The sequence below is a fragment of the Campylobacter sp. CS_NA3 genome, from assembly GCF_027797495.1.
In the GTDB taxonomy this organism is placed as follows: Bacteria; Campylobacterota; Campylobacteria; order Campylobacterales; family Campylobacteraceae; genus Campylobacter_B.
On the sequence record NZ_CP115609.1, the window covers coordinates 1,162,804 to 1,183,015 of the forward strand.

Here is a 20,212-nt window from a genome sequence, read left to right on the forward strand (position 1 = left end):
TTTTAAACCCTTTTAAAAATTACAGAGCCGTTCGTGCCGCCAAACCCAAATGAGTTACTCATAACGACATCGACAGTGGCTTTTCTGGCGACATTTGGGATATAATCCAAATCGCACTCGCTATCTTTTGAAATTTGATTTATGGTTGGAGGTAAAATTCCTTCTTGCATAGCAAGTAGGCTAACAACCGCTTCTATCGCACCTGCCGCACCAAGACAATGTCCTGTTTGCCCTTTTGTTGAGCTTACAGGCGGAACAGCACTTCCAAAAAGCTCTTTTAGAGCCGCTGTTTCGTTTTTATCATTTGCCGAAGTCGAAGTTCCGTGCGCATTTACATAGTCTATTTTTGGTTTTCCTGCCATTTCATAAGCTTTTTTCATCGCTCTGTATGGACCATCAAGTGTCGGAGAAGTCATGTGGTATGCGTCTCCGCTCTCGCCAAAACCGATTAACTCGCCGTAAATTTTAGCTCCCCTTGCGACGGCATCTTCGTAAGTTTCTAAAACAAGTGCCGCTGCGCCTTCGCCCATAACAAAGCCATCTCGCTCCCCGTCAAACGGGCGTGAAGCGTGCTGTGGATCGTCATTTCGTGTCGAAAGTGCTTTCATCGCCGCAAAACCGCCGATTCCAACAGGACAAATAGCTGCTTCTGCGCCGACAACTAGCATTTTTTTAGCTTCACCGATCATAATAGACTTTGCGGCTTCGCAAATAGCGTGAGTTGAAGCTGCACATGCAGTAACACTAGCTAAATTTGGACCTTTTAGCTTATGATAAATCGATACAAATCCGCCTAGCATATTTACAAGTGCCGATGGTATAAAAAACGGACTTATGCGTCTTGGCCCACGCTCCAAACAGACATTTGAATTTATCTCAATGTTCGGAAGTCCGCCGATACCCGCAGCAGAACTTACGCCAAATTCGTCATTATCAAATTCACCGTCTTTAAAATTCGCATCAGCCATAGCGTCCTTAGCAGCTTTTAAGCCAAGCTGGATAAATCTATCCATTTTTTTGACTTCTTTGCCGTCTTCAACGACACTAGTCGGATCGAAATCTTTAATCTCGGCTGCGATTTGAGCTGAAAATTCGCTCGGATCAAAATGAGTTATCTTGCAAACTCCCGTTTTACCTTCGCAAATATTTTTAAAACTGCTTTGTGCGTCAGAGCCGACAGAAGTTATCATACCGACGCCGGTTACCACCACTCGCTTCAAAACTATTCCTTTAATTATTTGTTTAAATTTTCAACAAATGTAACAACATCTTGAATGCTTAGCAATTTTTCTGCTTCGCTATCAGGAATTTCGATACCGAATTTTTCTTCCAAAGCCATTACTAGCTCAACAACATCAAGAGAATCAGCACCCAAATCTTCGATGATTTTAGATTCTAATTTAACAGCGTCAGCTGAAACGCTAAGTTGATCAACAACTACATCTCTTACATCTTCAAATACTGCCATTTTAAAGCTCCTTTTAAAAAATTAACTTTCAATTCTATAATATTTATCCTTAAAATTTACAAAAACCTACATATAAAGTCCGCCATTGACTTTTAAAACTTCGCCCGTAATGTAACTAGCGTTATCGCTTAATAAAAACGCAACGGCATTTGCGATGTCTTCGGTACTACCAAATCTTTTTAACGGAATATTATCTTCATAACTTTTTCGTACATCATCGCTCAAAGCATCCGTCATATCAGTAGCGATAAATCCCGGTGTTACGCAGTTAAATCGCACACTTCTACTAGCGCCTTCTTTGGCAAAACTTTTGCTCATCGCTATCATTCCGCCTTTGCTTGCACTATAATTTACCTGTCCTGCATTTCCCATTTCACCGACGATTGAAGCGATATTTACAACCGCGCCGAAGCGTTTTTTGCTCATCACTTTCAAAGCTTCGCGTGAGCCGATGAAAGCTGATGTCAAATTTGCTTCGATTACGCTAGTAAAATCTTCTAGTTTCATACGAAGAGCTAACTTATCATTTGTAATTCCTGCGTTATTTACAAGATAGCTTAATTCGCCATCACTTTCTACTATCAAATTTATTGCATTTATAAATTCTTCTTCATTTGTCGCGTCAAATTTGATAACCGCTGCTTTTCCGCCGCCATTTTCGATTTCATTTTTTAGGGCGTCTGCGATTTCGGGTTTTGAGCGATAATTTATCCAAACTTTAAGTCCCAAATTTGCTAAATTTTTTGCGATTCCCGCGCCTATTCCGCGACTTGCACCTGTTATTAAAACATTTTTTCCACTAAATTTCATATTCTACCTTTATTTGAAAATTTTTTCGTATTATAGCAACTTATCGTAAATTTCTCGTATAAAAACTTTTTTATCGATATAAAAATTTAAAACAAATTTTTTATCAAATTCAGTGCTTCTAAGGGATTTTTGCAAACAAAATCGCAATGTTTTTCAAGCTCGTTTTGACTTCCGTATCCACAAAGCAAACCGATACTTTTTATACCCGCACTTTTTGCTGCGATTGCATCTAGCTTGGTATCACCCACCATAAAAGCATTTTGGTTAGATTTTTGCATTTTATTTAAGGCATTTAAAATGGGTTCTGGATGTGGTTTTAAATTTATCGTGTCTTCCCTGCCGATAATAGTTTTGAAAAACCTATAAATTCCCAAGTGTTCAAGCAAAATGTGAGAAAATTTTGAAGTTTTCGTTGTAACCACGCCAAGATCTGCAAATTCATTTGCAAATTTGACCGCTTCGTAAGCAGTGTCCAACAAAGTCGTTTGATTTAAATAAATTTGCAAATATTTTTCTTTATAGGCTTTTACAAATTCATCAATAAACTCATTTTTAACGCCCAAATTTGCAAACATTATATCAAGCGGATAGCCGATTTGTGAAGTTATGGCTTCATCTTTTGGTTTAGCAAAATCAAATTTATCAAAAGCATGATAAAACCCCGCTAAAATCGCAGAAGTAGAATCTATTAAAGTTCCATCTAGATCAAATAAAATCGTTGGTTTCATTTTGGGAATAAAAAAAAGGCGGAGCTAAAAAGCCCCGCCCAAGAATTTATCAAAACAAGAATTATCGTCTAAATCTTGCATCAACGCGTCTATTTTGAGCGCGACCTTCTTTTGTAGCGTTTGTTGCGATTGGTTGAGTTTCGCCGTAACCTACGCTAGAAATTTTAGCAGCATCAACGCCGAAATTTTGAAGCGCACCAGCAACAGCGGCAGCTCTTTTTTCTGATAGTTTTTGATTGTAAGCAGCTGAACCTGTGCTATCAGTGTGTCCTTCTAGGATAACTGAATAATCAGGATTGTCTCCCATGAAGTTAGCAACTGTTTTAATTTCTTCCATATATTCTGGGCTGATTTTTGCGCTATCTGTTGCAAAATTTACACCTAGATTTAATCTAATAACTTTTTCGCAGCCGTATTCATCTACAACTACACCAGCAGGTGTACCAGGACATCTATCTACATTATCGCATACACCATCATTATCTTCATCTGCGCAACCAGCAGGAGTGGCGTCTGCATATCTTTTACCGAAATCAGCAGCAAAGCCAAGTGTGTAGAACAAGATATGGTTGCCATCATTAAATCTGATAGCATCTCTTGCTTCAAGTTTTGTTGCAAAATTGTCTGTCCAGTAGTATTTTAGACCAAGACCATATTGACCAAAACCGCTATCATAATCTTCATTTGAAACTTTTGCGTTATAATCCATATAACCAAGACCTAGTAAGCCATAAAGTTTCAAATTATCAGTGAAATTTACAATGTTTTTTACAACATTTGCAAAATAATAATCTGCATCTGGTTCAACGGTGCTTGTAGCTTCATCTAAACCAATGCCGTTTGAGCGGTCATAACCAAGTTCGATTTGATCAATAAAAGAATTTTCTAAATTCTTAGCAATTCTCAAACCAAAAAGGAAAGCTTGATCAAGGTCCATGTTGCCTTCATGCATACTTCCACCGATTGTAGGGCTAATTTCCCAACCATAATTTGCTTCATTTGCCATAAGAGCAGTTGAAGCACATAAGCTTAATGCAAGTAAAACTTTTTTCATTAAACATCCTTTCAAAAAAAACTTATTTCTCAATTTTATCACAAAAATTAAAATCTTTTTTAAACAAATAAACTTTAATATTTGCTTGAAAAAAATAATTGATAAAATTTCCCGCAAAAATGCGGGAAATAAAATATTATCTTTTTGAAAATTGCGGGCTTCTTCTTGCCTTTCTTTTTCCAAATTTCTTTCTTTCTACTACACGAGAATCGCGAGTTAGCAAACCTTTTGGTTTTAATAAAGCTCTAAAATCTTTATCCATAGCAGCCAATGCTCTTGAAATTCCGTGCCTTAACGCCTCTGCTTGTGCTGAGTAACCACCACCCAATGTTTGCGCTGTTACATCCATTGAAGTTTCTTGTTTTGTAACTAAAAGTGGTTGAACAACTTTTAGTTTGATAGCTTCGTGTCCGCCAAGCCAAGTATTTAAATCCATACCATTTACGACGATTTTACCGCTTCCTGGTTTTACCCAAACCTTAGCTACGGCTGATTTTCTTTTTCCTGTTGCATAAACTGTTGCCATAATTATTTTCCTTTTTTAGTTGTTTGAGCAGTGTGCGGATGTTCACTTCCTTCATAAACGAAAAGCTTTTTAATCATCTCTTTGCCAAGTTTTGTTTTTGGTAACATACCACGAACAGCAAGTTTGTAAAGTTTTACAGGATTGTTTTTCAACATATCTTCAAATTTGACGCTTTTTAAACTTCCGAAATATCCTGAATAACTATGATATAGTTTATCTTCACCTTTGTTTGCACCTGTAAAAACTGCTTTTGAAGCATTTATGATGATGACGCAATCGCCACAATCAACATTTGGAGTATAGTTTGGTTTGTGTTTGCCACGCAATAAAACTGCAACTTCGGTTAGCATTCTACCAAATCGTTTGCCTGTCGCATCTATAACGATCCAGTCGCGTTTTACTTCGCTAGGCTTAGTAATTTTTGTCATGTTTTCCGCCTTTGTAAAATTTGAAAGTGTGATTTTACAAAAAATAAACTTATAAGAAACTGAATTTAAGTTAAATTTAAAGAATTTTATTAAAAAGAGTGTGAAAGTGGGAATTCTACCATCAAAAATAGAATTCCCATTATTTTAATTATAACAATATTGTACCTAAAATAACAGCCAATATTACATAGAATATACAAGGTGCTAAGTTATAAGTAAGACATCTAGCCTCGCCTTTACCTAATAGACCAACGGTTGCACAAACCGCAACGATATTGTTAATACATATCATATTACCGATAGCACCACCGACATTTTGAAGCGCAACAATAACTTCGGTTTTTAGACCAACAAGCGTAGCGGTTTCGTATTGAAGACCTGAGAAGAGCATGTTTGATACTGTGTTTGAACCAGAGAAAAACGCTCCAAGAACACCAACTAGCGGTGCAACAGCAACATAAGCTTGACCTGAAATATCGGCAAAGAATTTAGCCATAAGCTTAATCATAGAGTAGTTCGTTCCATCGACTGTTGTGCCGACATTTAGCATAAGTTGAACCAAAGCTAGACCTGCTGCTAGTGGAATTGCCGCCGCCGCAACTTGTTTGAAAGTTTTGCTCCAAGCCTCTTTTACATCTTCGCCACTCATTCTGTGTAAGAATATAGTAAGGATAGCAACCAAGATAAATGGAATAATACCTGGTAAATAGCCGTAGTTGAAGCTATATGCAGTGCCCGGAACACCAAACATTAGGCTATCTGCGGTAAATAAATTTATCTTCCAGCTTTGTAGAATTGGTTTTAATCCGATTGCAGGAATACGAGTAACAACTAGTATAAATGAAATAAGGATATATGGTAACCATGCCATAAATAATGACATATCTTTTTTGCTAGTCTCTTCTACTTTGGCTTGTGTTGAGCCAATCCAATACTCTTGCCACTCAGCGCGAGGAGCAAAATCCCAATTATCTTTTGGTGTCATAAATCCGGCTTTTGCAGCTACAATAAGAATACCAAGAGATATAAGACCAGCAAGAAGCGATGGTAACTCAATACCCAAAAATTTCGCAGCTATCAAATAAGGAACTATGAAGCTTAAAGAAGCAAGCAATGCAAATGGCAATGCAGGGAAAGCATCTTTAAAGCTTTTGTTTTTACCAAATAGTTTTACCATTATCATAACAACGATAAAAGGAATAAAAATAGCACCTATTGAGTGGATAATAGCAGTGTTTGTGCTAACGGTAGTGATATATGAATCTATATTTCCACCGCTTCCTTCTACAAGACTTTGAACGGTAGTTTTAACACCAAATGTAGGGGTTCCAACCGCACCATAACTAACAGGAGAGCTGTTTAAAACCAGACATGCAAGAGCTGCACCAAGAGCTGGGAAACCAAGACCGACAAGAAGCGGAGCTGCCAAAGCAGCAGGTGTTCCAAAACCGGCAGCACCCTCAATAAAAGCACCAAATGCCCAACCAATAATCAACACTTGAACACGGCGGTCAGTTGAAATTTTGGTAAAGCCGTTGTTGATTGATTGCATAGCACCTGAGTATTTCATAGTGTTTAATATTAAAATAGCACCAAAGATGATAACCAAAATATCAAACGCCTTTAAAAAACCTAAAAGCACATAGGCTAAAACGCTAGTCCCATCAGCATTTACACTAAATGCAGACAGAGCAATGCCGATAGCTAAAAACATAGCGACACTAAGTGAAAGCCTAGAACTTAGTTTAAAACCTATCATCATAATTAAAATGACGATAATAGGTAAAAACGCCAACAAAGTATGCATCGTAGAACTCCTTTATAGAATTAGATTTCGAATCATCTATTAACAATTCTTATACGGGAATTATATCAAAAATTAATGAATAATAAACTAAAAAATAATTTAAATTTTTTTTTAAAAAAAACAGCTTTAAGCAAAATATAATAAAAGCAAATTTGCAAATTATACACAGATAAAAAACAAATAAAAATAAGTAGTTATGCTTGTAAGTTGGGATTTACAAAGCAAATTTAAATTTTTTAAACTAGCTTTAACTAAACTTAATTTGATTTGGTTTGATTTGATAAAGTTATAAATTAGTTTAATATTAAAGCAAAATTTATTTTTTATTTAATGTTCAAATTTTCAAATTTATGTTAAAATTAACTTGTTGAATTTATTTTCACAAAATCATTTTGGAAAGGAGTAAAGGTGAGTAAGGTTTATTTTTTTGCAACCTGTCTTGGTAACGCAATCTACACGCAAACTGCCTTAAATGCTATAAAACTTTTAAGAAGAGAAGGCGTAGAGGTTATTTTCAAAAAAGATCAAACCTGTTGCGGACAACCAAGCTATAACACAGGTTATTTTGAAGATACCAAAAAAATAGCATTATATAACATGGATCTTTTTAAAGACAACTATCCTGTCATAGTTCCGTCAGGCTCATGTGCCGGAATGATGAAACACGATTATGTAGAGCTATTTAAGGGTACAGAGTTTGAAGGTAAAGCCAAAGAATTTGGTTCTAGGGTCTATGATTTATGCGAATATTTAGACAAAGTTTTAAAAGCTAAATATGAAGACAAAGGCGAAAAAGTAAAAATTACTTGGCATTCAAACTGCCACGCCTTGCGAGTTCAAAAATCAATTCAATCTGCAAAAAATTTATTAGCACAACTTAAAAATGTTGAATTAATAGATTTAGAAAGAGAAGAAGAATGCTGTGGATTTGGCGGAACTTTTGCGGTAAAAGAACCTGAAATTTCAAACGCAATGGTAAGTCAAAAAATAAAGTATATCGAAGAAAGCGGAGCTGAATTTTTAGTATCCGGTGACGGGGGTTGCTTGTTAAATATATCCGGAACTATGGGAAAAATGGGCTCAAAAGTAAAAGCAATACATTTGTATGACTTTTTAATAAAAAGAATTGAAGGGGAAAAGCTATGATGAATCATGAAAAATTAGTAAATCAAAAGCTTGCCGACAAGCAACTAAGAGAAAATTTAGATAAAGCTATGCACACTCTTCAAGGCAACAGAAACAGGCTTAGCACTACAAAATTTAAAAATTTTGACGAGTTAAGAAGTAGAGCAAAAACTGTTAAAAATAACGCTCTTGCAACACTTGATGAAAGACTACTCGAATTTGAAGCAAACGCTACAAAAAATGGTATGAAAGTGCATTGGGCAGTAGATGGCGGTGAAGCAAACGAGATAATTTATCAAATTATAAAATCTCACAACGGGGACAAAGTTTTAAAACAAAAAACAATGGCTAGTGAAGAAATTCACCTAAATCACTATCTAGAAGATAGGGGTGTCAAGGCTATGGAAACCGACCTTGGTGAATTGATTATTCAATTAATCCAAGATCCGCCTGTGCATATCGTTGTTCCTGCGATTCATAAAAATCGTAATGAAGTCGGTAGAATTTTTCAGGAGCGATTAGGTGCGCCGTTAGAGAGCGAACCGGAAAAACTAAATGCAATCGCTAGAAATCACCTAAGAAACGCATTTAGAACGATGAAAATCGGTATTTCAGGTGCGAATTTTGGAATTAGCAAAGCAGGAGCTATTTGGTTGCTAGAAAACGAAGGTAACGGTAGAATGTGCACCACGGCTCCTGATGTACATATCGTAATCTGTGGTATAGAAAAAGTTTTAGAGACATTTGAAGATGTAGTAAGCGCTCACTCTCCTGTTACTCCATCAGCCGTAGGTGCGCCTATTACTTGCTACAACAACATTATCACAGGTCCTAGAAAAGAGGGTGAACTAGACGGTCCAAAAGAAGTCCATGTTGTCTTATTAGATAACGGCAGAAGTGATATGCTAACCAATGAAGAATACTATGAAGCTTTAAGATGTGTTAGGTGCGGTGCCTGTATGAACTACTGCCCTGTTTATGATAAAATCGGTGGTCATACATATCATGCAGTCTATCCGGGACCAATCGGCGAAGTAATTAGCCCACAAATTTTCGGTATGGAAAAAAACGCAGATATTCTTAATTTCTGCTCACTTTGCGGTAGATGTAGCGAAGTTTGTCCTGTAAGAATTCCGTTGGCAGAAACAATTAGAAAGTTAAGAAGCAACAAAGTCGGTGAAGGTAAGAAAAAAGCAAAAGGTTCAGACTTGCTAGAACATAGCAAATTAGAAAAAATGGGCTTTGCAGGATTTAGAATGGTTACAACAAACGGATTTATGTGGAGAAATGGTATAAAAATGGGCTCAATGTTCTCAAATTTCGTTGTGAAGCATGCAGATTCTATTCCTGTTGTAAAACTATGGACAAGACACAGAACGCCGCCTGTTTTAAAAGGAAATCTACACGCAGATGTCCAAAAAATCGAAGGAGTAATCTATGAGTAGCAAAGAGAAAATTTTAGCTAAAATTAGGTCAAATAGAGTAGCTAAAAGAACCGAGATTGAACCGTTGGATATAACTCATTTTGTCGCAAATGACGGCGATAAATATGAGAATTTTAAAACAAATTTGACAAATAATAAGGCCGTCGTTCATGAGACAGACGCAAAAGGACTTCAAGCAAAAGTTGAAGAAATCATCAAAACCGTCGGCGCAAAAACGGTTATGTTTGGTTCAGATTTACCGATAAAAACCGATAAATTAAAAGCAGACAAATTGCCGTTTGACAAACCGGTAAATGAGATAAGAGAAGAGGTTTTTGATGCCGATACTTCAATTATCCAAGCAAGACTTGGTGTTTCAAATTTCGGCGTATGTTGCGTGGTTAGCTCAAAAGAGCAACCAAGGCTTCTTAGCTTGCTTCCGACTAACTGCATTATTTTGCTTAAAAAAGACGCCCTTGTAGAAAGCCTTGATAAAGCCCTAGCAGAAGTTACCAAAGATGAATTACCTACAAATATCATCTTTATCATGGGACCATCTCGCACGGCTGATATTGAGCTTATAACAGTTCTTGGTGTTCATGGCCCACAAAATGTCCATGTAGTGCTATACTAACAAATTTCCCCTTTTTAGGGGAAATTCAACTACTTAAATTTCGTAAAATTCAGTTTTGTTATAGTTCAAAATAGCTATAAATCCGCGAATTTGCAAATTTGAATAAATTTGGCTTAATGAGTTTTTATAAAATTCGACCTGCCCACGGTTTTTTTCAAAAAATTCATCATTTTTGCTACTTTTATAATCAATTATAATGGCTTCATTTTCTTTAACTAAAAGCAAATCTATTTGCCTAAATTCGCCGTCTTGCGTTTTAAAAGGGACTTCTTTATAAATTTTTGCGCCATTTAAAAGTTCGCTAAATTTATACGAATTTATCAAATTTAAAATTCTTTTTTCGATATTCTCAAAGCTCTCAATACCCAAAAACTGCCCGAATTTATTTTTACTTGCCATAAGCGCTATTTTAAGCGAATTTTCATCAAATTTTTCGCACATTTCAAGAGCGTAGTGAAGTGCGGTTCCAAAAATTTGCGATTTGTAGTTTGTGATACTCTCTCCGTTTTCATCTATATCGCTTTCATTATCGCTAACTAGCTGTTTTGGGATACTTTCATCAAAAGCTATCTTTTGTGGCGCAGATTTTGTGATAGCTTTTGGCGCACTTGGTATAACAAAACCATACTCAAAATCGCCCAAATCCAAGTAATCATCATGTAAAACTTTATTATTGCCGCTGCCCGTTTCATAGGGGACAAAATAGCTAGGACTTTTGCCGTTTGGGTTAGCTTTTTTAATGATGATTAGCGATTTTTTAGCCCTTGTAAAGGCCACATAAATATCGTTTATTTTCTCATCTTTTTCTATTTTTTCAAGTTTTTCTTTAAGATTGCTATACCGGCTATCCACATTTTCACGCCCCGAAACTTTGTATTTTATCTGCCATTTTTTAGCATTTGTATCATAATTTATCAAAAAATTATCTGCATTGTGTTTTTTGCCGCCAACTAAATCGCAAACGATTAGATGATCAAATTCCAGCCCTTTTGATTTATGAATACTCATTAAATTTACGCCGCTACTACTTTGTGAAAATGCGTTGGTATCGTCGTTTGCGTAAATATACTCAATGAAGTTTTTATATTTATTTAACACTTCAAAAAATAGCAAAATATTTTCATTATTCAGCTCGATTTTTAAAATTTTTGCTATTTTTTTGGCTAAAATTTGCGGATTTTGTCTAAAATCCAAGCTCTCACGCTCAGGAGTAAAACCCAATAGAGAATTTAAATTTCGCTCGTAAATTTTAGCCCCGCTTAGGCAAAATTTAGCGTATTCTACGATACTAGCGATCTCTTTTACAGAACGCAATTTTTTTGTGCTATTTATCGTTACTCCAATACCCTTGCTCTCCAACATCTCTTTTAGGCTTTCGCAATCTTCATTTTTCCAGCAAAGCACCGTTATGTCACCATCATCAACCCCATTTTGGCGTAAAAATGCGATCTGGTTTAAAACTTCATCAAAAATTTCATCGCTACTAAGCGATTTTACATAGCCGTAATCGTCATTTTCGATCTCAAAAAGGCTAAAATTTGGATTGTTTTTTATATATTCTTGCGATTTTGCGAGATCATTTCCGTTAAGAGCATTGTTGCATTTTTGCTCTACAAATTTGCCGTCAAATTTATCCTTAAAAACAAAATTTACAAATTTAACCAAAAGCTTTAAACTACGATAATTTGTATCCAAATTTGTTGTTCGAATTTGCAAAAATTCATCTCTAAGTGCGTCAAATAGCTCTTTTTTTGCACCACGAAAGCCATAAATGCTCTGCTTTTTATCTCCCACATAAAAAAAGCTTCCAACGCCGTTTTGCCCAGCTCCTGCAACTATTTCGCTAATTAGCGGGTGCATGATTTTATACTGCGAAACGCTAGTGTCTTGAAATTCATCGATTAGCAAATGCGTGATTTTACTATCAAGCCTAAAATATAGCAAATTTGTATCGATTTTGCCACCACAAAGCAAATCATAAACAAGCGATGAAACATCGCTATATGTGAGTTTTGAGCTTGTTTTGTTAAATTTAGTTTTTGCATTTTTATAAGTTTTGATAAATTTGGCTAGTTCGCTAAGATTGTAAATTTCAAGCTCGTCTAAATATTTTTTAATCTCATCTTTTAAAGCGATGAATTTCTCGTCAAGTTCAGGCGTGTAGGCTTTTTTAAAAAAACTATGCTCTGATAATGTCTCGCGATTTAGCACCGAAATTTTCATAATTTCAGAAATTTTTCTAGGTTTGTCAAAAATATCAATGGCTTTTTGCGAAAATTCACCTTTTTTTAAAAGCTCTAAAATCTCATCAAGCAAAGAATTTATACTATTTAAATTTGGAAATTTTGGGTTTGTGAAATTTGGAATTTCGACTTGATTTTCTTGCAAATAGTCCAAATTTGATAAAATTTTATCTTTTTTGGCGTCCAAATTTGCAATCAAATTTATCAAATTTGCAAAATCCATCGGATTTTTTATAATCTCGTCGATAAATATTTTCTGCTGGTGTTTTAAAATGGTATCATCAATGCCAAAATGCGGATCTACGCCACAATTTAGGGCAAAAAGTTTTATGATTTTATTGAAAAATGAATCAAAGGTCGAGATATTTAAATTAGCTTTTAAAAACTCATCTTTTCGTTTATCTCTGAGCGAAATTATCTCATTTTCGTTTAAATTTAAATCTTTTTTGATGAGTTCAAGCTCGTTTTTTTGATTTTCAAGATTTAAAAAATTACGAATTATCCGCTCTTTCATCTCATTTGCTGCTTTTTTAGTAAAGGTTAGCGCCATAATCTGGCTAATCCCAGCCCCGCTTAAAATAAGCTCGATAAATCGCACGGCTAGATTAAATGTTTTTCCAGTTCCGGCACTGGCTTCTAATGCCCAATACAGCTTATCTTGTGGTAGCATCAACTTTTCCTTTGCAGATAATTTGATACGGACAGTATTCGCAAATAGGCTTTTTGCCACCCTGCGTAGTGCAACCAAAATTCACTTCATTTTTAAATTCATCTTTTAGTTCATTTATGAGAATTTTTAAATTTTCTACTCCAAAATCTTTGCCAGCTTCGCAAACTTCGCCACTTCCAAAAAAGATAAATTTGCTTTTGCAAGGCCTATCCAACAAGGCTTCATAAAATGCAAGTTGATAAGAATTATCTTTTTTGCTACCGCTTTTGTAATCAATCACAAAAATCTCGCCCACGCCGTTTTCATCGATTCTATCGATTTTGCCTTTGATTTTAATGCCGTTAAATTCGCGCTCGTTAAGCTCAAATTCGCATTTTTTGCACGAAAAATCCCGTTCGTGTTCAAATAAAAAATTATCGGCGATTTTTTTGATATTTAACAAATTTAAAGCTATATCAAATTCATTTAAATGTCTGTTTTTTGCCTTTTTTTCATATATAATTTTAAATTTATCAAAGTCAAATTTGGCGTTTTCTTTGTAAAATTCTTCAAAACTTTCATGCAAAACATTTCCTTTTGCAAAGTTGTCAGTTTCGTTAAATAGGACATTTTCATCGATTTTTTCTATGTATTTGTAGTAATATTTTCGCTTGCACTCTAAATAGCAATTTAGCCTTGAAAATGATAATGTTTCTTTAAAAAAATCTTCTTTTTTAATAATTGGCTCATCGTTTTTCATCACCATTTTTTGGTCGTTTCCAAAGGTTTGCAGATAGTCATCTTCACTAAAATCATTATCTTCTTTGTATGAAAAATTATTTAAAAAACGAGATTTTAGTTTTTCTTCCGATTTTTCGTAGCTTATGGCAACAAATTTTGCCGAATTTATCAAGCTTTCGTAGTAAAATCTCTGCAAATTCTCTCTATCAGCGTGGCTAATTAGTCCTGCTTCTTTTCGCACAGCTGAACTTAAAAACATCTCTCCGCTACTACGATTTGGCACTAAATCATCGTTAAAATCGATAATAATAACGCCGTCAAATTTCATACCCCTACTTTCTAAAACGCCTAAAACACTCACAGCGCCACCGCCGATATGTGGGATTTTGACATCACTAAGCAGTATTAAAAAAAGCTCGATCGTCTCTTTTAAACAAAGAGTGTTTTTTTGTAAAAAAATTTCTATCATAAAAAGTGGTTTTGCTATAAACTCGTTCAAATTTTCATTTTTCAAACTCAAAATTTCATTTATAATATCGCTAAATTCGCTAAATTCGACCACCTGTTCGAAATTTATTTTTATCCTTTCATACAAGCTTTCTTTCAAGCCGATTTGTAAAAAAAATAGCGAATATTCATTGGAAATTTCATTTTTTACTGCGCTAAAATCTACAAAAGCATTTTCTTTAATGCTCTCATTTATCTTTGATAAAACGCGGTAAAATAGCGTCCTAGCAATCTTTTTGCCCATTGCAAAATTTAGCATATTGTATTTATCATGCAATCTTAAAATATCGGCAAATTCTTCATCAGGCAAGATTACAGCGATATTTTCTGGCTTTATGCCTTTTTTTATAAATGTTGAAATTTTTTCAAAAACAAAGGCACACTGCAAACTTCTAAGCGAAAAATGTTTTACCAAAATTTCGACACATTTTGGTAAATTTTCACTTTTTTCGATGAATTTTTGACTTAAATTTAGCGTGTATTCTTTGTTAAGTTTAAATTCTTGCGGCAAAATTCCACTTAAATTTGCAATTTTTTCAACGACTTTTTTATTAAAATTTGTATTTTTGAAAATAAGTTTTAAATTTGTCAAATTTGCGCATTTTGCGATGATTTCAAACTCAAACTCGCTCAAAAATCCGTCAATGTAAATTTGGATACTTTCAAATTCTTTGATAAAGCTTTCATTTATCTCATACAAATCACAAACGCTAATGTCATCATAAACGCCGTTTTGCTTTAAAATTTCAAGATAGCATTTCAAAAGCTCATCTAAAATTTGTAAATGCTCATTGTAGCTGTCGTAAGTATCGGCTAAAACTATATCTTTGATACCTTTCTTGGCAGTTTTTAGCTCTTTGAAAAATTTAAACAAATACTCGCTATTTTTCATAAATTCAAAAAATTCGCTCGGAAAATTCAGGGTTTGTGTGATTTTTTTTGTCTTTTCGCATGCTTGTTGCATATATAAAATTTGCGAAATTTCACCGCATTTGCTAAGATTTTTTACGATTATCGCTTTTTGCAAAAACTCGCCAAGACTAAGCGTTTTTGGCAGTATAAAATCGCTACTATCTTTTTTAAATTCTCTGATTTTTCTGTTTGTAGAAAAGACGATTAGGTTATTTTTTAATGCTGATAAACTCAAATTTGTAAAACCCCGCATTCTCGCCGTCATCAAGTCTAACTATGACTTGCCAACGACCTTTTTGTGGGACTTCAAACTCATCGACGCTTATAAATCCGTTTTCAAATTTAGCCGATAAATCTTGATTAAATTCATTGGTCTCAGGTCGCGTAAGGCGAATTTGTGCGTCCATTTTATCAGTATTTGGCTTAAAAGCTATTTTAAATTTAATTTTATTACCATTAATAAGTTCATAATTAGGCGCCAAAACAGCGATATTTTCTTGATTTACGCCATCTTCTCTTAAAGATTTTAAAAAAGATTTTTCAAAATTTAGCACATTTATATCTGTGTTATCTTTTGGCTTTACGATTTCACTCTCTCCTTCGTTTGCTACGAATTCGGCAATATAAACTTGATACTTTTCATCAAATTTTGCTTGTGAAATTTGAATTTCATTATATCCGTGATCGACTTCTTGATATTTTCCCATAAAGCCATCTTCATGCACAGGATTATCAAGTGCGATAACCACTGTATGGATAATAGCTGCGATGATTGCGACAAAAGAGAGCATTATCGCATAAGGCCATGGATTAAATTTTTTATTTTCGCTCATTGTTTTTTCTTTTTCCTACTATAAAAATACATAAAAATCGCAAATGCAAGGGTTCCATAAAAAATATATCTAAGTGTGTTTATGAAAATTCTATTTGTATCTCCGATAGAAGTTTCAAGCTCTATGCCTTGCGATTTTGCAACCTGATCGGCAATATCGGCATATCCGTTTAAAATGGCAGCATTTATGATTCCAGTCATATTTGCATCTCTTTTGTGATTTACCAAAATCGGAATAATCGAGCCACGATTTGGCATAGGACTTAGAATTTGCTCTTTGTCAAAAAGATTTTGCGTATCTTGCGAATTATAAATTTGAATTTTATGTTCGTCATTTGTAAAAATCAAAAATATATACGGATTTTTTAAATTTGCCGTAAATTCACTACCTTTTTCGCTTAAACTTTTGTTCTGTAAATTTTTAAGCACAGCAACGGATAAATTTACGCCTGTTTTTTGATATAGCTCATTTCCTATACTTTCAAGCTGCGAAATAAGCTCAGGTTGCAAAATATCATCATTTTGCACAACAAAATTTGCCTGCAAATTTACACAAAAAAAGAAAAGGACGCACAAAGCGCCCTTTGTAATCAAATTTAGTCTCATACTAACCTATATACAATATATTTGAAGTAAGAACTGAACCGGCTGTTGCAACAGCAAGTGCAATTATTAGAAGAAGTATGACTTTTTCAAGTAATCCTGCTGACATATCCTACTCCTTTACCATTGTATTTTTTTGAACTTCAATGCTACTTCTCATTTCAACACTTGCAGGGTTATTTAGCTTGTATGGTTTTTGCATAACTGATTGTTGTGCGCCGATACCAAGCACTGTCAAAGTAGCCAAGATTGAAAGCAAAAGAACGGTAGCAATAAGCATTCCTGTAACGCCATTTAACGCAAAAACACTTCTACTTGTATTTTCCATAGTTTGCTCCTTATTCTGCCAAAGACGAAATAAATTCGCCGACTGCTTGTTTTTGAACTTCGCTAAGTCTTCCGTCCGTAAATGAAGGCATAACACCGATTGAACCGGCTTTACCTCTATTTAGAACTTCTTTTACGAATTCACTTGAACCATATTTTGTAAGATCCGGTGCTGAGCCGTCCATACCTTTGCCGTCTTCGCCGTGGCAAGATGCGCAAACACCAAAAGCTTCTCTTCCTTGTGATACTAAATTTTCATTTTTAGTAGATTTGATAGCAGAAACTTCTTTTGCGACATAGGCAGCGATTGCTTTTGCAGTATTATTATCGATACCTAAATCAGCAGCTTTGCTCATCATACCCAAAGGATATTCCATACCTTCTGAACCATTAATAATAGCATCTTCGATACCTGCTTCGCTGCCCCATTTCGTCAAATCTCTTGCTACGCCGTTTATGCCATCACCGCTAACGCCATGACATTGAGCGCATTGAACCAAGAAAACACTCTCGCCCATATTTTTTAAAGTTGCTTTATCGGCACCTGCAAAGTTTTGTTCAAATTTTGCATTATGAGCCTTAACTTCTTCATTATACTCGCCGATTTGTGAGTATGAATTTAGCGGGTAACCTAAAAAGAAATACCACAAAGCCCATACCATAACCGCGATAAAAGATATTGCCCAGCCTGTCGGCAAATTATTTTTAAGTTCGCCGATGCCGTCCCACTCTTCGCCCGTGCTTTCAACTTTATCTTTGGCAACTTTCATTTTTTTGACATAACCACCTATAACAAAGGCACTTATGAGCAAGATAGCCAAAGCTCCTAAAAGCGACAGAGAATTTACACTATCACTTAAATTAAACCATTTCATAATTTATTGCTCCTTTTTCTCGTTTTCATCGGCTCTTTTGGGTTCGATAATCTCGTCGCTTAGCTCATCATCGATTACTAAATTTCCATACTTTTCATAGTTTCTACGACCTGTTTTTTCAGATCTTTTTAAATGAAACCAATAAGCATAAAGCACAAAACTTAAAATCATAACCGCAAATGCGTATCCGTAAGCTTGCAAACTTCTTATAGTATCCATATCCAAATTCACCGAAAATCCTTTATTTTAGGCTATTCATATATGCGATCAAAGCAACGATTTGTCTAATCTCGCCTCTTGCGAACGCATCTTTGACATCTTGATCTTTCATTTGACTAACTATAACTGCTGCCTCTTTTTTGATTTGATCTTGTAGCATATCAAAATTTTCTTGTGCAGATTTAGATTCGTCTAGTATGACTTGTGGCATACCTGCTTGATCATAAGGAACATTGAACGCTTTTTTAACCGTTAGGGCTTCTGCAAACGCAGTTTCTAGGTCTGCATTTTTAACAAACATGTGCTTGTAAGCAGGCATAATCGAACCCGGAACTACTTCTGTTGGATTTTTCATGTGTTTTTCATGCCAATCAGCAGTTCTAGCATTTCCTACACGAGCAAGATCCGGACCTGTTCTTTTTGAACCCCAAAGGAAAGGTCTATCATAAGCAAATTCGCCTGTTTTTGAGTAAGCACCGTATCTGTCTGTTTCGGCTTTGAACGGTCTGATAAGTTGTGAATGACAAGCATTACAGCTATCTTGAATATAAACATGACGACCTGCTAGTTCTAGAACGCTATAAGGTTTTTTACCTTCAATCGGTCTAGCACTTTCTGCAAAGTTTGGTAAAACTGTTACCACGCCTGCATAAGCAATAACAACAAAAACGGCAACTGCAAAGAAGAATGGATTTTTTTCTAACCAACTAAACATTTTATCCTCCTTTATTATGCTGCCATCGGTGAAGCACTGCGAGGTTCTTCTGCGATACTTCTACCTGAACTAACTGATTTAAGAACATTATATACAAACATAACTAAACCTATGAAATATAATGCACCGCCGACTGCTCTAATCCAGTAATAAGGAACCAAAACAGTTACTGTATCGATAAATTGATATGCAAGGCTACCAAATTCATCTGTCGCTCTCCACATCATACCTTGTGTGATACCTGCAATCCACATTGAGCTGAAAAATAAAACAATACCTGTTGTTTGAATCCAAAATTGAGCTTCCATTAAAGATTTTGAATAAAGCTCTCTTTTGAAAATTCTAGGAACCATGTGATACATAGCTGCAATTGTCATAAATCCAACCCAACCAAGTGTTCCATCATGAACATGTCCCGGGATCCAATCTGTAAAGTGTGCAAGAGCATTTACTGATTTGATTGAAAGGATTGGACCTTCTAGTGTTGAGAATAGATAGAAAGTTGAAGCTAAAACCATAAATTTGATTAGTGGATTTTCTCTTAATTGATTCCATTCACCTTTCATTGTTAAAAGGATATTAATACCAGAGCCCCATGATGGCAAAATCAAGACAACAGAGAAAACAGAACCCATAGTTTGAACCCAATCAGGAACAGTTGAGTAAATCAAGTGGTGTCCGCCAGCCCATAGATAAATAAACATTAAGCCCCAAAATGAAAACAATGATAGTTTATAAGAATAAACAGATTGTCCGCTCTCTTTTGGTAGGAAATAATAAATTTGAGCAATAATAGCAACAGTAAATACGAACGCAACAGCGTTGTGTCCCCACCACCATTGAACCATAGCATCGTTACTTCCTGCATACATAGAAACAGAGTGAATCCAGCTTCCCATACCTGTTAATAATCTTGTAGGAATTTCCATGTTGTTAAACAAATAAAGCATTGCAACGCCAAGGAAAGTAGCGATATAATACCAAATAGAGATATATAGAGTTTTTTCTCTTCTAATTCCGATTAAACCGAAAATCGAAATACCCCATAAAACCCAAACAACTACGACAAGTATATCGATTGGCCATTCAAGTTCTGCATACTCTTTTGATGTTGAAATACCTGCAAAAAGCGTAACAACAGCTAAAAGAATAATCAAAATATATAGAACAAAGTGAAGCTTTCCGATAAACATCAAAAAACCAGACTCGGCCATTGAAACTTTCAAAACTCTTTGACCTACATAATACCATGTAGCCCAAATTCCTGAAAGCATAAAGCCATAAACAACGCCATTTGTATGTAGCGGTCTAAGGCGACTAAAAGTTCCATACTCACCCAAAAGGTAGTTTAAATCAGGACATGCGAGTTGAAATGCAATTAGCGTTCCAATAAGCATACCGATAATACCAAATGCAAGAGTAGAAAACAAGAACAACTTAGCGACCGAATAGTCGTAACTTAATGCTTTTCCTGGTTGCATTAAAAATCCTCCTAGAAATTTAGTATTATTAAGATAACACTTTAATGTAATTATAATCTTTAATTGCTACAAGTAAGCTTAAAGTATTAAATTTATATTTATTT

At 35.1% G+C, this 20,212-nt stretch carries 20 protein-coding genes; 3 read left to right on the plus strand and 17 right to left on the minus strand.

Features of this window, described 5'->3' with window-relative positions; all coding sequences use genetic code 11:
• Positions 1 to 2: 2 nt before the first annotated feature.
• The 8 genes from PF026_RS05825 to PF026_RS05860 form a co-directional block, all read right to left on the minus strand.
• Complete coding sequence (locus PF026_RS05825) at positions 3 to 1,220, minus strand: beta-ketoacyl-ACP synthase II (RefSeq protein WP_270863581.1); 1,218 nt, start codon at positions 1,218 to 1,220, stop codon at positions 3 to 5.
• 14 nt (positions 1,221 to 1,234) lie between these two features.
• A complete protein-coding gene (acpP, locus tag PF026_RS05830) occupies positions 1,235 to 1,468 on the minus strand; it encodes an acyl carrier protein (protein WP_270860576.1) in 234 nt (77 codons plus the stop codon).
• A 66-nt stretch (positions 1,469 to 1,534) separates the two neighbouring features.
• On the minus strand, positions 1,535 to 2,278 hold the full coding sequence (fabG, locus tag PF026_RS05835) for a 3-oxoacyl-ACP reductase FabG (RefSeq protein ID WP_270863582.1): 744 nt from the start codon (positions 2,276 to 2,278) through the stop codon (positions 1,535 to 1,537).
• Between the two features lie 86 nt (positions 2,279 to 2,364).
• Positions 2,365 to 3,006, minus strand: coding sequence for an HAD family hydrolase (locus tag PF026_RS05840; protein WP_270863583.1), 642 nt, complete (start codon positions 3,004 to 3,006; stop codon positions 2,365 to 2,367).
• A gap of 61 nt (positions 3,007 to 3,067) precedes the next feature.
• The gene (locus PF026_RS05845; protein WP_270860573.1) at positions 3,068 to 4,060 is read right to left on the minus strand and encodes an OmpA family protein; all 993 of its coding nucleotides are present in this window, start codon (positions 4,058 to 4,060) and stop codon (positions 3,068 to 3,070) included.
• A gap of 136 nt (positions 4,061 to 4,196) precedes the next feature.
• Positions 4,197 to 4,586 carry a 30S ribosomal protein S9 gene (gene rpsI / locus PF026_RS05850; protein ID WP_270860572.1) on the minus strand — a complete coding sequence of 130 codons (390 nt, stop codon included), beginning with the start codon at positions 4,584 to 4,586 and terminating at the stop codon, positions 4,197 to 4,199.
• 2 nt (positions 4,587 to 4,588) lie between these two features.
• Positions 4,589 to 5,014 (minus strand): 50S ribosomal protein L13, encoded by a 426-nt coding sequence (gene rplM, locus PF026_RS05855; protein WP_270860571.1) that lies wholly within the window; start codon positions 5,012 to 5,014, stop codon positions 4,589 to 4,591.
• Between the two features lie 148 nt (positions 5,015 to 5,162).
• Positions 5,163 to 6,821 (minus strand): L-lactate permease, encoded by a 1,659-nt coding sequence (locus tag PF026_RS05860; RefSeq protein ID WP_270863584.1) that lies wholly within the window; start codon positions 6,819 to 6,821, stop codon positions 5,163 to 5,165.
• 408 nt (positions 6,822 to 7,229) lie between these two features.
• Here PF026_RS05860 and PF026_RS05865 point away from each other — a divergent pair, with 408 nt between their 5' ends.
• Genes PF026_RS05865 through PF026_RS05875 form a run of 3 tightly spaced genes read left to right on the plus strand, consistent with a single transcriptional unit; the run spans position 7,230 to position 10,004 of the window.
• On the plus strand, positions 7,230 to 7,967 hold the full coding sequence (locus PF026_RS05865; RefSeq protein WP_270863585.1) for a (Fe-S)-binding protein: 738 nt from the start codon (positions 7,230 to 7,232) through the stop codon (positions 7,965 to 7,967).
• On the plus strand, positions 7,964 to 9,391 hold the full coding sequence (locus PF026_RS05870) for a LutB/LldF family L-lactate oxidation iron-sulfur protein (protein ID WP_270863586.1): 1,428 nt from the start codon (positions 7,964 to 7,966) through the stop codon (positions 9,389 to 9,391). The genes PF026_RS05865 and PF026_RS05870 overlap by 4 nt, the downstream gene beginning before the upstream one ends.
• The gene (locus PF026_RS05875; protein WP_270860567.1) at positions 9,384 to 10,004 is read left to right on the plus strand and encodes a LutC/YkgG family protein; all 621 of its coding nucleotides are present in this window, start codon (positions 9,384 to 9,386) and stop codon (positions 10,002 to 10,004) included. Before PF026_RS05870 ends, PF026_RS05875 begins: the two co-directional genes overlap by 8 nt.
• Before the next feature lie 33 nt (positions 10,005 to 10,037).
• On the opposite strand, the gene PF026_RS05880 is transcribed toward PF026_RS05875, so the two are convergent.
• From PF026_RS05880 to ccoN, 9 genes are all read right to left on the minus strand, one after another.
• On the minus strand, positions 10,038 to 12,917 hold the full coding sequence (locus tag PF026_RS05880; RefSeq protein ID WP_270863587.1) for a RecB-like helicase: 2,880 nt from the start codon (positions 12,915 to 12,917) through the stop codon (positions 10,038 to 10,040).
• Complete coding sequence (locus tag PF026_RS05885; RefSeq protein ID WP_270863588.1) at positions 12,901 to 15,309, minus strand: PD-(D/E)XK nuclease family protein; 2,409 nt, start codon at positions 15,307 to 15,309, stop codon at positions 12,901 to 12,903. Before PF026_RS05885 ends, PF026_RS05880 begins: the two co-directional genes overlap by 17 nt.
• The gene (locus tag PF026_RS05890; protein WP_270863589.1) at positions 15,266 to 15,889 is read right to left on the minus strand and encodes a hypothetical protein; all 624 of its coding nucleotides are present in this window, start codon (positions 15,887 to 15,889) and stop codon (positions 15,266 to 15,268) included. The genes PF026_RS05885 and PF026_RS05890 overlap by 44 nt, the downstream gene beginning before the upstream one ends.
• Positions 15,886 to 16,494: a hypothetical protein gene (locus tag PF026_RS05895; RefSeq protein WP_270863590.1), complete on the minus strand. Its 609-nt coding sequence runs from the start codon at positions 16,492 to 16,494 to the stop codon at positions 15,886 to 15,888. Before PF026_RS05895 ends, PF026_RS05890 begins: the two co-directional genes overlap by 4 nt.
• Before the next feature lie 109 nt (positions 16,495 to 16,603).
• Positions 16,604 to 16,819, minus strand: coding sequence for a DUF4006 family protein (locus PF026_RS05900; protein WP_270860562.1), 216 nt, complete (start codon positions 16,817 to 16,819; stop codon positions 16,604 to 16,606).
• 10 nt (positions 16,820 to 16,829) lie between these two features.
• A complete protein-coding gene (locus PF026_RS05905; RefSeq protein ID WP_270863591.1) occupies positions 16,830 to 17,693 on the minus strand; it encodes a cbb3-type cytochrome c oxidase N-terminal domain-containing protein in 864 nt (287 codons plus the stop codon).
• Positions 17,694 to 17,696: 3 nt separating this feature from the next.
• Positions 17,697 to 17,924, minus strand: a complete 228-nt coding sequence (locus PF026_RS05910) for a cytochrome c oxidase, cbb3-type, CcoQ subunit (RefSeq protein ID WP_373566989.1) — start codon at positions 17,922 to 17,924, stop codon at positions 17,697 to 17,699.
• 10 nt (positions 17,925 to 17,934) lie between these two features.
• Complete coding sequence (gene ccoO / locus PF026_RS05915; RefSeq protein WP_270860560.1) at positions 17,935 to 18,627, minus strand: cytochrome-c oxidase, cbb3-type subunit II; 693 nt, start codon at positions 18,625 to 18,627, stop codon at positions 17,935 to 17,937.
• 14 nt (positions 18,628 to 18,641) lie between these two features.
• The gene (ccoN, locus tag PF026_RS05920; RefSeq protein ID WP_270863592.1) at positions 18,642 to 20,108 is read right to left on the minus strand and encodes a cytochrome-c oxidase, cbb3-type subunit I; all 1,467 of its coding nucleotides are present in this window, start codon (positions 20,106 to 20,108) and stop codon (positions 18,642 to 18,644) included.
• Positions 20,109 to 20,212: the final 104 nt, after the last annotated feature.